Here is a 14,137-nt window from a genome sequence, read left to right on the forward strand (position 1 = left end):
TCAGCAGCCGGGCGGCACGTGATTTGCTGTGAGCCCCTTTTCCAGGTCTACGAGGGGCGCCGTATAGTTTCCAGAGAAGCAGGCATCGCAGAAGGGACCCACCTTCTCGACCGCCTTCAGCATGCCCTCGAGAGAGAGGTATCCGAGGGAGTTGACGCCCAGAATCGCGCGGATCTCTTCCACCGACTTCGACGCGCCGATCAGCTCTTCCCGCGAGGGCATGTCGATTCCGTAAAAACAGGGGAATCGTACGGGCGGACTCGCGATGCGGAAGTGGACCTCGCGGGCCCCCGCATCCTTCAGGAATTTCACCAGGGAGGAGGAAGTCGTCCCCCGGACGAGCGAATCGTCCACGACCACCACGCGACGCCCTTCGACGATCTCCTTCACGGGGTTGTACTTGATGCGCGCCCCGAAGTCGCGGTCTGCCTGCAACGGGCGGATGAAGGTGCGTCCGACGTAGTGGTTCCGAAGGAGCCCGAGCTCGAAGGGGAGCCCTGACTCCTCGGCGTAGCCGAGCGCTGCGGAGTTCGCCGAGTCAGGGACCGAGATCACGCAGTCCGCGTCGGCCGGTTGTTCGCGCGCGAGCCGTTGGCCGAAGGCCCGCCGCGCGCGGTCCACGCTCAGGCCCCAGAAGTTCGAGTCGGGGCGGGCGAAATAAACGAGCTCGAAGACGCAGGGAGAGGGCGTTTCTGGGGTCAGCCCGTTCTGCGACTCCACGACGCCGTCCCGGATCCGCACGATTTCCCCCGGCCGGATGTCGCGAATGAACTCCGCGCCGATGATGTCGAGAGCACAGCTCTCGGATGCGACGACGTGGCCGCCTTCTTTCCGCCCCAGCACGAGCGGGCGGAACCCGCGCGGATCGCGCGCCGCGTAGAGAGCATCGCCGATCGAGAGGACGATGGAGAAGGCGCCCTCGAGCTGAGAAAGCGCGTCATGCACCTGGGCATCCACCGTCGTCTCCCTCGACCGTGAAATGAGGTGGACGATCACCTCCGAGTCCGAGCTGCTCTGGAATAGGGCCCCTTCTTCGACGAGGCGGCCGCGGAGCAGCTGGGCGTTCGTGAGGTTCCCGTTGTGCGCGATGGAGAGGTCGCCTCGCGCGTACCGGACGACGATCGGTTGCGCGTTTTGCGGGCGGCTCCCTCCCGCTGTCGAATACCGCACGTGGCCAACGCCAGTCCGTCCGGGGAGCTGGTTCAGGTCGTCGGCGGTAAAGACGTCCGCGACCAGCCCCGTCCCCTTCCGGACCCGGGCCGTGCCATTCCCATTCACGGTGCAAATCCCGGCGGATTCTTGGCCGCGATGCTGGAGCGCGTAAAGGCCGAAGAAGGTCAACTCGGCGGCTCCGTCCACCCCACTGATCCCGAAGACGCCGCACTCCTCGCGGGGAAGCTCCTCGAGCGAGGAGGTGAGGATGTCCTCGGAACGGGCCGGACGGGCCGGCCCGAGAGGCGTGGTCATGTCGCGTCCTTCTCCATCCAATTCGGAATGGCCTCCCCATGAACTCGCACCGCCTGGTCGGCCTCCACCCGGATCCAGCCGCGCGGAGAGCGAAGATTCATAGTACCCCCTTGGGATCCGACCGTGCCGATTTCCCGCGCGGGGACTCCGTGCTCCGACGCGATCCCCAGGAGCGCCGCCGCGTCTACCTGAGCACAGGAAACGATCACTCGTCCCTGGGTTTCGCCGAAGAAAAGAGCGACAGGTGCGATCGAGTCCCCGAGCTCCACGTCGAACCCCAAAGCGCCGCCAGATCCGCCGATCGCGCACTCGGCCAGCGCACAGGCGAGCCCGCCCTCCGAGCAGTCGTGGGCGGAGCGGGCGAGGCCTCGGTCCGCGATCGAAAGGAGAGTCCGCTGGAGCTGACGCTCGGCCACCAGGTCGACCGCCGGAGGGTGGCCGGCCACGAGTCGCTCGGTTCGGTAGAGGTACTCGGAGCCTCCGATCTCTTCGAGATTTTCGCCGAGGAGGACGATTCGGTCGCCCACTTCCTGAAATCCGTGGCGCACCACCTTCGCGACGTCGTCGAGGATGCCCACCATCCCGATCACCGGTGTCGGGTAAATGGCCCGCCCCCCTGTTTCGTTGTAAAGGGAGACGTTCCCGCCGGTCACGGGCGTCTCGAAGAGGGCGCATGCCTCCGCCATCCCGAGGACCGCCTCACGGAGCTGGAAATAAATCTCGGGGCGGAGCGGGCTCCCGAAGTTCAGGTTGTTCGTGACGGCGGTCGGGAGGGCGCCGACACATGCCAGGTTCCGGGCCGCCTCAGCCACGGCGGCCTTCGCTCCCAGCCGCGGATCGAGGTAACAGTAACGACCATTGCAGTCGGTCGTGGCGGCGACTCCCCGCTTCGTCCCGCGGAATCGGATGACGCCGGCGTCCCCGCCCGGCGCGACCACGGTGCTCGTCCGGACGGTCGTGTCGTATTGGTCGTAGATCCAGCGGCGCGACGCGACGTTCGGTGACCCGAGCAAGTCGAGGAAGCGCTCCGAGAGGTCGCCGTGCGGCGCGAGCACCTGCGAAAGGTCCTTTTCTCGGAGCGCGCGGATCTCTGCGCTCTCAACCCCTTCCCGCTCGTAGGTGGGACACCCTTCCGTGAGAGGGAGGGCGGGGATGTCAGCGACGACCTTTCCCCGCTCCAGAATGCGGAATTGTCCATCGTCGGTCACCCGTCCCACCTCCTGCGCCTCGAGCTCCCACTTCCCGAGGATCTTCCGAACCTCTTCCTCCTTTCCTTTCTCGGCTACGACGAGCATCCGTTCCTGTGACTCCGAGAGAAGGATCTCGTAGGGCGTCATTCCCTCCTCGCGGACCGGGACGAGCGAAACCTCGAGTTCGACTCCGCTCCCCGCGCGTCCGGCCATTTCCGAAGCCGAGGAGGTGAGCCCCGCGGCGCCCATGTCCTGGATCCCGACGATATGGCCGCTTCCGATGAGCTCGAGGGAGGCTTCGAGGAGAAGTTTTTCAGTGAAAGGGTCGCCCACCTGGACGCGTGGCCGGCTAGCCTCGTCCGAGTCTTCGGAGAGCTCGCCGGATGCGAAGGTGGCGCCGTGGATTCCGTCGCGGCCGGTACGGGCACCCACGGCCATCAGCGTGTTTCCCGTCCCGGACGCCGTCCCGCGGATCATGTCGTCGGCGCGCATCACGCCGAGACACATCGCGTTCACGAGCGGATTGGCTTCGTATCCCCGGTCGAAATAGACCTCACCGCCGATGTTCGGAATCCCGACGCAGTTTCCGTAGTCCCCGATCCCGCGGACGACGCCCGAGAATAGGTAACGCACCCGCGCGGAATCGAGATCGCCGAAGCGGAGCGAGTCCAGCACCGCGACGGGGCGCGCGCCCATGGTGAAGATGTCGCGGAGGATCCCGCCGACCCCGGTTGCGGCGCCCTGGTACGGTTCCACAGCGGACGGATGGTTGTGCGACTCGATCTTGAAGGCGAGTGCGAGGCCGTCCCCGAGTTCGATGACCCCGGCGTTTTCGCCCGGACCCTGGATGACCCAGGGCGCCTCGGTGGGGAGAAGCCGGAGGAGGCGTTTCGAGTTCTTGTATCCACAATGTTCGGACCACATCGCGGAGAAGATCCCGAGTTCGGTGAAGGTCGGTTCGCGTCCCAGGATTCCCAGAATCCGTTGGTATTCCTCTTCCGAGAGGCCGTGCGTACGCACCAACTCGGAGGTGATCTCGGGGTCGCCTTCGCGGCGGGCCAGCGCGAGCGTCATCCGGCAACGCCCGCCAGGTGCCGCGCGAGCGATTCAAAGACGCCGCGGCCGTCGGAGGAGCCGAGCGCATCCTCCATGGCCCGTTCCGGGTGGGGCATCAATCCGAGGACGTTTCGAGACGCGTTCAGGATCCCCGCGATGTTGTGGCAGGACCCGTTGGGATTCGAGCCCGGACCGAGCCCGCCGTCCGGAGTCGTGTAACGAAAAACCACGCGGTCCTCCCCTTCGAGTTGGGCGAGGGTCTCGGAGTCCGCGAAGTAGTTTCCTTCGCCGTGCGCGATGGGAATCCTGAGGATCTGTCCCTTCCGGTAAGCCGAAGTGAAGGGGGTGTTCACCGTTTCGACGCGGATATGCACCGGGTGGCTGCGGAATCGGAGCGAGTCGTTCCGGAGAAAGGCCCCGGGGAGGAGCCCTGTCTCGCAAAGGACCTGAAAGCCGTTGCAAATGCCGATCACCGGACCGCCGGCCTCCGCAAAGGCCTGCACGGGGCGCATGACGGGGGAAAATCGTGCGATGGCGCCGGCGCGGAGGTAATCGCCGTGGGCGAATCCTCCCGGGAGGACGACCGCGTCTACGGCCCCAAGGTCAGCCGTGCGGTGCCAGACGAACTCCGGCTCCAACCCAGGGACCTGCTCCAGCGCGCGGAAGCAGTCTTCGTCGCAGTTGGAGCCGGGGAAGGTGAGGACCGCGACCCTCACTTTCGTCCTCCTTCACCATTCGCCTGCGAGACGACGGTGATGTCGAAGTCTTCCGTGACCGGATTGGCGAGCAACTTTCGGCACATCTCCCGGCCGCGCTCGACGGCGGCTTCGGCGTGGCCGGCGGTGAGATCCAGGTCGATCACCTTTCCCACGCGAACCGATTCGATCCCGGGATACCCGAGAGACTCGAGCGCGTGGTGGATGGCCTTTCCCTCGGGGTCCAGGAGCCCTGGGCGAGGTTTTACGCGCACTTCCAACCGATATCGGCTCAAGTCCGTCTTCCTCTTTCGTCGGTCGCTCAGCCGCCGGGGCGAGGGAGATCTGCCTCGGGGGGGAGCGGGTCGTCGGAATGGTAGCGGGTCGGGGCGATCTCGCCGTAGTCCACGGACCGGATCTCCGCCCCGCCGTCATCCTCCTCTTCTTCGTCGAGGAGTGGGTCCTGGTCGGGGAGCCGTTCGATGAGCCCGAGGATCATGCCGCGGGTTACCCCCCAAAGTGTGTAGGTGCCCAACAAGGGAAAGATGACGTACTCGGGCACGACGAGTGCGGCTACTCCAAAGGCGGAGAGGATCATCCAGATCAACGCGGCGCGAGCGCCCCGGATCGAGAGGCGCGGCACGAGTGGGTAAGGCACGTGGCTCAACATGAGGAGCGCCAGGCAGATCATGAGGATCCCGACCACCTGCGCCGACGGTGGTCCGCCGAACAGTCGTTCCACCTCCGGAGCGGTGAAAAAGGGATAGGCGGTGGCGAGCACCATCCCGGCGGTCGGGGAGGGGAGCCCGTGGAAGCTGCGTTTCGCGTGCCCCCCCTGCTCGATGTTGAAGCGGGCGAGCCGAACTACCGCCGCGGTGATGTAGCTGAAGGAGAAGAGCCAGCCCCACGCCTGGTCGGCGAAGTAGATCTCGTAGGCGATGAAGGCCGGGGCGACTCCGAAGGTGACGGCGTCCACGAGGGAGTCGAGCTCGGCGCCGAAGCGGGTTCCGGTGGCGGTGAAACGGGCGATCCTTCCGTCGAGCATGTCGAGGATCGCGGCGAAGACGATGCACCAGGCTGCCCACTGGAAGTCTCCGCGTCCGGCCGAGACGATGGCGAAGATCCCGAAGAAGAGATTCCCGATCGTGAAGGCGGAGGGAAGGATGATGACGCTGCGGAGGAGACCGGCCCTCCGCTTGGGCACAGGACTGTCGGGCGTCATTGCCCCCTCGCTTCAGCGTTGAAGAATGGGGGGTCGAATCGGTCCAGGTCGGTCCCGGTCAGCCGCCGAAAGATCTCCAGGTAACGCTCGGTCGCGGCCGCGACGACTTCGTCCGTGAGGTCGGGAGGCGGTGGAGTTCGGTCCCAGTCCGCGAGGGCGTCGAGCCAATCCCGGATCGGCTGCTTGTCGAGGGACGGGGGGGAGCTCCCCGGTTTCCACTCCGAAGCCGGCCAGTAACGGGACGAATCCGGGGTGAGGACTTCGTCGATGAGGAGGAGCTCGCCCTCCGGCGTGACCCCGAACTCGAACTTCGTATCGGCCAGAAGGATGCCGCGCTCGGCCGCCGCGTCGCGGGCGAATTCGTAGATCCGGAAGGCATCGGACCGAAGGCGGCCGGCCATGTCGGGCCCGATCCGGGATGCCACCTCGTCGAAGGTGATGTTTTCGTCGTGCCCTTCATCGGCTTTCGTCGCGGGCGAAAAAATCGGAGGATCGAGGCGCTGGCTCTGCACTAGCCTCGCGGGAAGGGGTTCGCCCGCAAGCGTCCCGCTCTTCCGGTACTCGGCCCACGCCGAGCCGGCGAGGTATCCCCGGACCACGCACTCGATCGGGAGGGGACGCGCCCTCCGGACCAGGAGGGAGCGCCGCTCCCACCGGTGGCGTCCCTCCGGGAGCTCCGCGAGGGCGGGGACGCGGACGAGGATCTCCTCGGGGCGCGCGGCCACGACATGGTGGGGGACGAGGCCGCGCATCCGGTCGAGCCACCACGCGGTGAGCAGCGTGAGCACTTCGCCCTTTCGCGGAATCGGCTGGCGCATGACCACGTCGAAGGCGGAGACGCGGTCGGAGGCCACCATGAGCAAGAGGTCAGGGCCGGCCTCGTACATCTCGCGAACCTTCCCCCGGTGGATGAGGGGGAGAGGGAGCGCCGAATCAAGGAGGGCGGGCGGCATTCCCGCCAGCTCAGACCCGGACATCCGGAACTCCAAGAAGTGAGTCCGCTTCGTCCGTGAGGCGCGCCAGGACCGGTGCGACCCAACTCTCGAGGAAGTGGTCCACCTGCTCGGGGGCTCTCCCGACGAAGCGCGCCGGCTCGAGGAGCTCTTCCAGCGCGCGCCGGTCCATCCCGAAGGCGTCGTCTCCCGCGAGCCGCTCGACGAGGTCGGACTCGCCGCCCCCCTTGATTCGCTCTGCCGCCGCGAAGGCGTGCTGGCGGATCCGTTCGTGCAGATCCTGGCGATCTCCGCCTCCCTCCACCCCGCGCATGAGAAGCGCCTCGGTGGCCATGAAGGGGAGCTCCTCGCGCAGGTTCTTGCGTACGACTTCGGAGTGGACGCGCAGCCCCCCCGCGACATTTTCGGCGAGAACGAGCGCGCCGTCGAGAGTGAGAAACGCGTCCGGAATGGAGAGGCGCCGATTGGCCGAGTCATCGAGCGTGCGCTCGAGCCACTGCGTCGCCGCCGTCGTCGCCGGGTCCTGGTAGAGGGAGATGACGTGGCGCGCGAGCGCGCAAATCCGCTCCGCGCGCATCGGATTCCGCTTGTAGGGCATGGCGGAGGAGCCGATCTGCTCCTCCTCGAAGGGCTCTTCGACCTCCCGGAGGTGCGCGAGAAGGCGGAGGTCGTGTCCGAACTTGGAGAGAGAGATCGCCGTCCCGGCAAGCGTTCCCGCGATCCCCGCGTCCACTTTCCGCGGGTAGGTTTGGCCGCTGGCGCCGTAGGACTGCGTGAAGCCCATCCGCTCCGAGACCAACCGCTCGAGGGCCTCCACCTTCTCGTGGCTTCCGTGGAAGAGCTCGAGGAAAGAGGCCTGTGTCCCGGTCGTCCCGCGGACGCCCCGGAACCGGAGCATGGCGAGGCGAAAATCAATTTCCTCGATGTCGAGGAGGAGGTCCTGGATCCAGAGCGTCGCACGCTTGCCGACCGTCGTGGGCTGCGCGGGCTGGAAGTGCGTGTACCCGAGCGTCGGAAGGGCGCGGTGCTCCTTCGCGAAAGAGGCGAGGGCGCGGATGGTGCGGACGGCCCGAGCCCGGACCAGGGTGAGCGCCTCCCGGTGGAGAATCAGGTCGGCGTTGTCGCCGACGTAGGCCGAAGTGGCGCCGAGGTGGAGGATCGGGCGGGCGGAGGGCGCGACATCGCCGAAGAGGTGAACGTGCGCCATCACGTCGTGGCGGAAGCGGCGCTCGTATTCGGCGGCCTTCGAAAGGTCTATGTCATCGAGGCCGGCCCGCATCTCTTCCAGTGCCTCAGGCGAGATCGCGAGTCCCAGCTCGCGCTGCGACTCGGCGAGGGCGAGCCAGAGGCGCCGCCAGACTCCGATGCGGCGCTCGGGGGAGAAGACCGACTGCATCTCGCGGGACGCATACCGGTCGGCGAGGGGGTGGAGGTAGCGGCCGGCCTCGCGTTCGGTCACGTGCGTTCCGCGCCCGCCGGCCGGGCCGCCGGGGATTGCCTACCGACCCAGGATGAAGGGCTGCTCACCGAACTCCCCGTTTCGTTCAAAGGTGAGGAAGGCGCGCGCGCCGGCCGGGATCTGCGCGAGCAGCGCGGAGAGGTCCTCGGCGCTCGGGATCCGCCGGTTGTTCAGCCCGATGATCACATCCCCCTCGACGAGGCCCAGGGCGCCCTGTTGCGCGGGCCGTATCCCCATCACGAGTGCGCCTCCCTGGCTCACGATCCCGCGTTCGCCCCGGATCGCATCCGTCACGGTGACGACTTCCATTTCTCCCAGGACCCTCACCCGCCGAGCCCCGAAAGTGGGGACTTCGTCCGCAGTCATCCTCAGGGGGCCCGCGCTCCCGTTCACCGCCACCGAGACGGGTTCGCCGGCACGAAGATCGAGGAGTGCAGCCTCGAAGTCGAGGGGAGTCACGAGCCGGCGGCCATTCACCTCAGTGATCCGGTCCCCCGGGGAGACGCCGGCCCGGGATCCGGGCGAGTCGTCGTAGACCTGCGCGATCCGCACGCCGCGCGTGCGTCCGAAGGCATCCGCGACCTCGGGCTCCACCCGAATGCCGAGCCAGGCGCGCCGAACACGCCCGTGCTCCAGGAGGTCGTTCGCGATTCGGATCGCCCGCTCGATCGGCACGGCGAACCCCATTCCCTCACTCCCCCCGCTCCGCGAAAAGATGGAGGTGTTCATCCCGATGACTTCCCCCACCGCGTTCACGAGGGGGCCTCCCGAATTGCCGGGATTGATCGCCGCATCGGTCTGAATCATCCCCAGGTAGGACCCCCGCTCCCCTTCGGTCGGGACGATGTGCCGGTGGAGCGCGGAGGCCACGCCGACGGTGACGGAGGGTTCGGGATTCGAGAGGAGGTGGCCGAATGGGTTCCCGAAGGCGATGAGCCATTCCCCGATCCGAAGGTCCTCGGAGCTTCCGAGGGGGACGGGAGTGAGCCCGTCCAATCGGACACGCAAAACGGCGACGTCGGAAGCTTGATCGCTTCCCACCAGCTCCGCCTCCACGTCGCGACCGTCGGGGAAGGAGACGAGGATCCGCTCGGCGCCGCGAACGACGTGGTCGTTGGTGAGAATCACCCCATCGGAGTCGATCACGAATCCCGACCCGAGCGAGGGTACGAGCTGGGTCGTCGTGGTGCCCCAGGGAAGGCCGAAGGGAGAGAAAAAGTCGAAGAATGGATCGCGCGCCCGGACCTGCGCCGCCCTGAGGACATTGACTGCGACGATCCCCTGGGAGACCCGTTCCGCCGCGCGGACGACCGCCGTTTCCCGGCTTTGGTCCAGCTCTCGATTGGCCTCGGGGGCCGGAATCTGTACAGCGGCGGGGAACGCGGGCGCCGAAAGAGGCGCCGCGGTCAGGGCTTCTCCGGCCGCCAGCTCCTCGCCACCCCGGCAGCCGGCCAGAACAAGAGCGCCGAGGAGGAGGGCGGGTCCCGCTCGATGGATTGGGAGTGAGATCATCACACGCCTCCGATTTTCCGCGACCTGCTACAGTTCCTTCCCGAGAGCCTTCCAGTCCTTCAGAAACTGCTCGAGCCCCCGGTCCGTGAGCGGGTGTCCGAGAAGCTGATACAGCACTTTCGGCGGGAGAGTTGCACAGTCCGCGCCCAGCCTCATGGCTTCCGCGACGTGGCGGGGATGGCGGAGCGACGCGGCGAGAATCCCGGTCTCGATATCGTATTCATCGTAGACCTGGCGGATCTCCTCGACGAGAGCCATTCCGTCGTGCCCGACGTCGTCCAGACGCCCCACGAAGGGGGAGATGTAGGTTGCGCCCGCCTTCGCGGCCAGGAGCGCCTGAACGGCCGAGAAGCAAAGGGTGACGTTTACGGCAATGTCCTCCGCTCGCAGCGTGCGGCACGCCCGGAGCCCCTGCTCCGTGAGAGGGACCTTCACGACGATGTTTTCGTGGATCTCCGCAAGCTTTCGGCCTTCGGAGACCATCCCGCCCGCCTCGATCGCGACGACCTCGGCGGACACCGGTCCGTCCACGGCTTCACAGATCTCGAGGAAGATCTCTCGTGGGGAGCGCCCACCGCCCACCTGGGCCATGAGGGACGGATTCGTAGTGATCCCGTCGATGAGCCCTGCCTTGGAGGCCCGGCGGATCTCCGAAATTTCGGCGGTGTCGAGGAAGATCTTCATCGGGCGGACTCGTCTCTCGGCAAAGGGTCTCGGTCGGGATCGTTTCCCAGCCGGTCGGCCGGGTACTCGACCCCGGCGAGAAATAGTCCCTCCGGCGGCGCGGGAGGGGATGTCACGAGGGGCGTGTTGGGCTCGGAGAGTAGCTCATCGAGCTCCCCGAGGGGTCGCCGCCCCCGGGCGACGGCCACCATCGTACCCACGAGGTAACGGACCATATGATGCAGGTACCGGTCCGCAGTGATCGAAAAGCGAAGGCCGGTCCCGTTCCATGTAGACCATCGCGCAGTGCGCACGTCGCACCGCTCGCCGCGTTCGGGCTGGCCACTCTTCGCGAACTTCCGAAAGGACCGCTCCCCCGGAATCAGCCTCGCTCCCGCCTCGAGGAGCGCACGGACTGGCGGTTCGCGTGAGGCGTCCCAACACCACCGCCGGAGAAAAGGAGATCCGGCTTCCGGCCCCGTCCCCACTCGGTACTCGTAGCTTCGAGACGAGGCGTCGTAGCGCGGGTGGAATGCCGCGGGGACGCGCCGTGCCTCGAACACCCGCACGTCCAGCGGGAGGAGCGCGTTCAGCGCGGACCGCAGCCTGCGCGCAGACCAACGACCGGGAATCTCCACCGAGGCCACCTGCCCGAGGGCATGTACTCCCCGGTCGGTCCGTCCGGAGCCGAGCACGGCGCGCCGTTCGCCGGTGATTCGCGCGAGGACTCTCTCGATCTCTCCCTGCACCGTCCTTCCTTCGGCCTGCGCCTGCCACCCCTGGAAGTTGGTTCCGTCGTACTGGATCAGGAGGCTGTAACGGCGAAGTTCCGGGGCGGCCACGCGGGAAAACTAGAGGGGGGGTGGGGGATGTCAAGCCAGCCCCGTGGAGGTGCGGGGATCCGGTTGACCTCCATCCCGGAGAGGGCTAACTCTTGGACCGGCGGGCCGGATCCCCGGCCCCCGAGACCTCCACGAAATGTGAATCGGAATGGAGCTCGGAGCGCTCATCGCTCGGGTCACGGAAGGGGAGGATCTCGCCCTCGAAGAGGCGGAGTCGGCCTTCGGCACCGTCATGCGGGGCGAGGCGACCCCCGTGCAGATCGCCGCCCTCCTCGCTTCCCTGCGGACCAAGGGGCACGCGCCTTCCGAAGTCGCCGGAGGGGTGCGTGCCCTCCGGAGCGCGATGATCCCGGTCCTGGCGCGAAATCCGGGCGAGCTCGTGGATACCTGCGGGACGGGCGGGGGAGGTTTCACGACGTTCAATATCTCCACCGCGGCCGCGCTGGTAGCGGCCGGGGCCGGAGTGCGCATCGCGAAACACGGCAATCGCTCCTTCACTTCACGGAGCGGGAGCGCCGACGTTCTCGAGGCCCTCGGGGTTCGGATCACGCTTTCGCCGGAAGGGATGTCCCGGGTGCTCGAAAAGGCGGGGATCGTCTTCATGTTCGCCCCCCTCCTGCACCCCGCGATGCGGCATGTCGGACCAGTTCGCAAGGAGTTGGGCATTCCGACGATCATGAATCTTCTCGGGCCCCTCACGAACCCGGCGGGGGTCCGGCGCCAGGTCGTGGGGGTGGCCGATCCCGCCTTCATCACGCTCGTGGTCCAGGCTCTTCGGGCGCTGGGGCACGAGCATGCCCTGGTCGTGCATGGGGAGCCCGGGATGGACGAGGTGAGCCCCCTCGGCGAGACTCGCGTGGCCGAACTCGCGGGGGGTGCCGTTCGTGAATTCACGATTCGCCCCGAGGAGCTGGGCCTCGCCCCCGCCAAGCCCGACGAAATCCGTGGCGGGACTCCGGAGGAAAACGCCCGGACGATCGGCGAGATTCTCTCTGGGGAGACGCGCGGCGGCGCGCTCTCGGTCACCCTTCTGAATGCGGCCGCAGCTCTCCTGGTCGCCGATGCGGTCCGGTCGTTCGAGGAGGGCGTCGCCGGCGCACGGGCGTCGGTGGAGTCCGGAGCGGCGCAGCGCGCGCTGGACGCCCTCCGAAAGGCGACCGCCGAGGAGGCGGGGACCTAGTGGTGCGTCCGGTCGGAGCCGTGGCCGGTGTTCGATCCGATTTTGGGACATCGGTCGTCGGGAGCCACACGTTCGACCGTCGGTGGGCCCGAAGCCGGGTCTCCGGTTCTTCCCGCGTCCGAGATTCGGATCACGGCCGCGAGCCGCCAAGGCCCCGGAAAGCCCCGCGGCGCGCCGCTCGGGGCGATGATCAATTTGGAGCCGGCTCGGTCGAGCCGCCCCGCGACGAATCCAATCCGCATCGTCCCCTCCCCGCCACCCCGCTGGTTCGTCCGATCCCGACGACGGTCGCCGGGTCATCCCTACCTCAATATCGCCGAATCACCCCAACCACGACGCCCTGGATCTTCACCCGCTCGGAAGGGAAGAACATCGGCTGAAGCCGTTCGTTCGCCGGCTGGAGTCGGATCTGTCCTCCCTTCTCACGGTAGAGCTTTTTCACGGTGGCTGCCTCCCCGTCTACCAGGGCGACCACCATCTCCCCGTCTTCGGCCACGGGGCGACTGTTCACGATGATGTAGTCGCCGTCCCGGATCTGCTCTTCGATCATCGAGTCTCCGACGACGCGCAGGACGAAGTTCTCTCCGCCCTTGCGAAGGAGATCGGGGGGGACGAGGATCGTCTCCCGGTCTTCGATCGCCTCGATCGGCTGGCCCGCCGCGACTTCCCCGAGAAGGGGGAGCTCGACACCCGCCGGACTTCCGGAAGCCGTGACGACTTCGATGGAACGGCTCTGGTTATACGCCTTCCGGATGTAGCCCTTTCGTTCCAGATTGCTCACGTGCTCGTGCACGGTCGCGAGCGAAGCGTAGTCGAACGCGGCCGCGATCTCCTCGAAGCTCGGGGCGTATCCATGATCTTCGATGTAGCCGGTGATGTAATCGAGAATTCCCTTCTGCCGCCGGGTCAGGGCCATTCATCTCTCCGGGTTGGAAGGCCGGCGCCGGAGTCGGGAGAGCCCGATCCGGCGTCCCGGAAGCGCACGGTTTGCGTCCGGGATGCGGCCTAAACCGAATAAGAACCGAACGAGGATACCCGAAGGTTGCCCGAAACGCAAGAGGAACCCGTCCCCGGTCGAAAGCCGCGAGGAGAGGAGGACGACGTCCTCACGCGAATCGTCGAGACGAAGAGGGGGGAGGTGGCGAAGCTCACGGCGCGGGAGGAGGATCTCCGTGCTCCCGCCGCCGCCGCGCCCCCGCCCCGGGACTTTGCCGGCGCGATCGCTGGCCGGGGAGCCGTCTCGCTCATCGCCGAGGTGAAGCGTCGTTCGCCGGGAGCCGGGCCCATCCGGCCGGGGTTGGACCCTGTCGAGATCGCACGTGCTTACGAAGGGGCCGGGGCCGCCGCGATCTCCGTGTTGACCGACGGGGAGTATTTCGGCGGGTCTCTCGAGGACCTCACCTCCGTGCGGAACGCGGTCGCCCTCCCGGTTCTCCGGAAGGATTTCATCCTCGCTCCCGTGCAGGTTCGGGAGGCGCGCGCGGCGGGGGCCGACGCGATCCTTCTGATCGTACGTATCCTCGATGACCGGGAGCTCCGCGAGCTCCGCCTTCTGGCCGAGGGGCTTGGAATGGCGGTTCTCGTCGAGGCGCACGACGGCGAAGAGCTCGAACGCGCTCTCGCTTCCGGGGCTTCGCTCGTCGGAATCAACAATCGCGACCTCAGGAACTTCACGACGCGGCTCGAGACGACTCTGGACCTCCTCGAGCGGGTTCCCGAAGGGATTGTCCTCGTCTCAGAGAGTGGAATTCGCACCTCGGACGACGTGCGACGGCTCGGGGCGCGGGGTGTACATGCAGTGCTCGTGGGAGAGTCCCTTCTTCGGGCCCCGGACCCCGGGGCCGCGGCGAGGGAGCTCGTCGGGATCCCCGTCGCGATGCGCACGGTCCCGTGAGGCC

Annotated in this window: 13 protein-coding genes; 2 read left to right on the forward strand and 11 right to left on the reverse strand. The window is 67.3% G+C overall.

The window, feature by feature from the left end; genetic code table 11:
- From purF to truA, 10 genes are read right to left on the reverse strand one after another with little or no spacing between them, the layout of a single operon-like run.
- A complete protein-coding gene (gene purF / locus WEG36_05510) occupies positions 1-1,467 on the reverse strand; it encodes an amidophosphoribosyltransferase (GenBank protein MEX1257057.1) in 1,467 nt (488 codons plus the stop codon).
- A complete protein-coding gene (gene purL / locus WEG36_05515; GenBank protein MEX1257058.1) occupies positions 1,464-3,731 on the reverse strand; it encodes a phosphoribosylformylglycinamidine synthase subunit PurL in 2,268 nt (755 codons plus the stop codon). Before purL ends, purF begins: the two co-directional genes overlap by 4 nt.
- A complete protein-coding gene (purQ, locus tag WEG36_05520; GenBank protein MEX1257059.1) occupies positions 3,728-4,429 on the reverse strand; it encodes a phosphoribosylformylglycinamidine synthase subunit PurQ in 702 nt (233 codons plus the stop codon). The genes purL and purQ overlap by 4 nt, the downstream gene beginning before the upstream one ends.
- Positions 4,426-4,704 carry a phosphoribosylformylglycinamidine synthase subunit PurS gene (gene purS / locus WEG36_05525; protein MEX1257060.1) on the reverse strand — a complete coding sequence of 93 codons (279 nt, stop codon included), beginning with the start codon at positions 4,702-4,704 and terminating at the stop codon, positions 4,426-4,428. Before purS ends, purQ begins: the two co-directional genes overlap by 4 nt.
- Positions 4,705-4,730: 26 nt before the next feature.
- On the reverse strand, positions 4,731-5,630 hold the full coding sequence (pssA, locus tag WEG36_05530) for a CDP-diacylglycerol--serine O-phosphatidyltransferase (protein ID MEX1257061.1): 900 nt from the start codon (positions 5,628-5,630) through the stop codon (positions 4,731-4,733).
- The gene (locus tag WEG36_05535; GenBank protein MEX1257062.1) at positions 5,627-6,607 is read right to left on the reverse strand and encodes a phosphoribosylaminoimidazolesuccinocarboxamide synthase; all 981 of its coding nucleotides are present in this window, start codon (positions 6,605-6,607) and stop codon (positions 5,627-5,629) included. Before WEG36_05535 ends, pssA begins: the two co-directional genes overlap by 4 nt.
- Positions 6,594-8,042 carry an adenylosuccinate lyase gene (purB, locus tag WEG36_05540; protein ID MEX1257063.1) on the reverse strand — a complete coding sequence of 483 codons (1,449 nt, stop codon included), beginning with the start codon at positions 8,040-8,042 and terminating at the stop codon, positions 6,594-6,596. Before purB ends, WEG36_05535 begins: the two co-directional genes overlap by 14 nt.
- A gap of 39 nt (positions 8,043-8,081) precedes the next feature.
- A complete protein-coding gene (locus WEG36_05545) occupies positions 8,082-9,554 on the reverse strand; it encodes a trypsin-like peptidase domain-containing protein (protein MEX1257064.1) in 1,473 nt (490 codons plus the stop codon).
- A gap of 27 nt (positions 9,555-9,581) precedes the next feature.
- The gene (fsa, locus tag WEG36_05550) at positions 9,582-10,238 is read right to left on the reverse strand and encodes a fructose-6-phosphate aldolase (GenBank protein MEX1257065.1); all 657 of its coding nucleotides are present in this window, start codon (positions 10,236-10,238) and stop codon (positions 9,582-9,584) included.
- Positions 10,235-11,059, reverse strand: coding sequence for a tRNA pseudouridine(38-40) synthase TruA (gene truA, locus WEG36_05555; protein ID MEX1257066.1), 825 nt, complete (start codon positions 11,057-11,059; stop codon positions 10,235-10,237). The genes fsa and truA overlap by 4 nt, the downstream gene beginning before the upstream one ends.
- Before the next feature lie 148 nt (positions 11,060-11,207).
- Here truA and trpD point away from each other — a divergent pair, with 148 nt between their 5' ends.
- On the forward strand, positions 11,208-12,239 hold the full coding sequence (trpD, locus tag WEG36_05560; protein MEX1257067.1) for an anthranilate phosphoribosyltransferase: 1,032 nt from the start codon (positions 11,208-11,210) through the stop codon (positions 12,237-12,239).
- A gap of 307 nt (positions 12,240-12,546) precedes the next feature.
- Here the strand turns inward: trpD and lexA are convergent, their stop codons facing one another.
- Positions 12,547-13,155, reverse strand: coding sequence for a transcriptional repressor LexA (gene lexA, locus WEG36_05565; GenBank protein MEX1257068.1), 609 nt, complete (start codon positions 13,153-13,155; stop codon positions 12,547-12,549).
- A 126-nt stretch (positions 13,156-13,281) separates the two neighbouring features.
- Between lexA and trpC the strand changes: the two genes are divergently transcribed.
- Positions 13,282-14,133: an indole-3-glycerol phosphate synthase TrpC gene (trpC, locus tag WEG36_05570; protein ID MEX1257069.1), complete on the forward strand. Its 852-nt coding sequence runs from the start codon at positions 13,282-13,284 to the stop codon at positions 14,131-14,133.
- Positions 14,134-14,137: the final 4 nt, after the last annotated feature.

It is taken from the genome of Gemmatimonadota bacterium (genome assembly GCA_040882465.1).
Taxonomy (GTDB): Bacteria; Gemmatimonadota; Gemmatimonadetes; order Longimicrobiales; family Gaopeijiaceae; genus JBBEBG01.

Excerpts from the sequence above, each read along its gene's own strand:
- lexA (MEX1257068.1), bottom strand. The coding sequence starts at position 13,155 with ATGGCCCTGACCCGGCGGCAGAAGGGAATTCTCGATTACATCACCGGC.
- WEG36_05545 (MEX1257064.1), bottom strand. The coding sequence starts at position 9,554 with ATGATCTCACTCCCAATCCATCGAGCGGGACCCGCCCTCCTCCTCGGC.
- purF (MEX1257057.1), bottom strand. The coding sequence starts at position 1,467 with ATGACCACGCCTCTCGGGCCGGCCCGTCCGGCCCGTTCCGAGGACATC.
- fsa (MEX1257065.1), bottom strand. The coding sequence starts at position 10,238 with ATGAAGATCTTCCTCGACACCGCCGAAATTTCGGAGATCCGCCGGGCC.
- purL (MEX1257058.1), bottom strand. The coding sequence starts at position 3,731 with ATGACGCTCGCGCTGGCCCGCCGCGAAGGCGACCCCGAGATCACCTCC.
- trpD (MEX1257067.1), top strand. The coding sequence starts at position 11,208 with ATGGAGCTCGGAGCGCTCATCGCTCGGGTCACGGAAGGGGAGGATCTC.
- WEG36_05535 (MEX1257062.1), bottom strand. The coding sequence starts at position 6,607 with ATGTCCGGGTCTGAGCTGGCGGGAATGCCGCCCGCCCTCCTTGATTCG.
- pssA (MEX1257061.1), bottom strand. The coding sequence starts at position 5,630 with ATGACGCCCGACAGTCCTGTGCCCAAGCGGAGGGCCGGTCTCCTCCGC.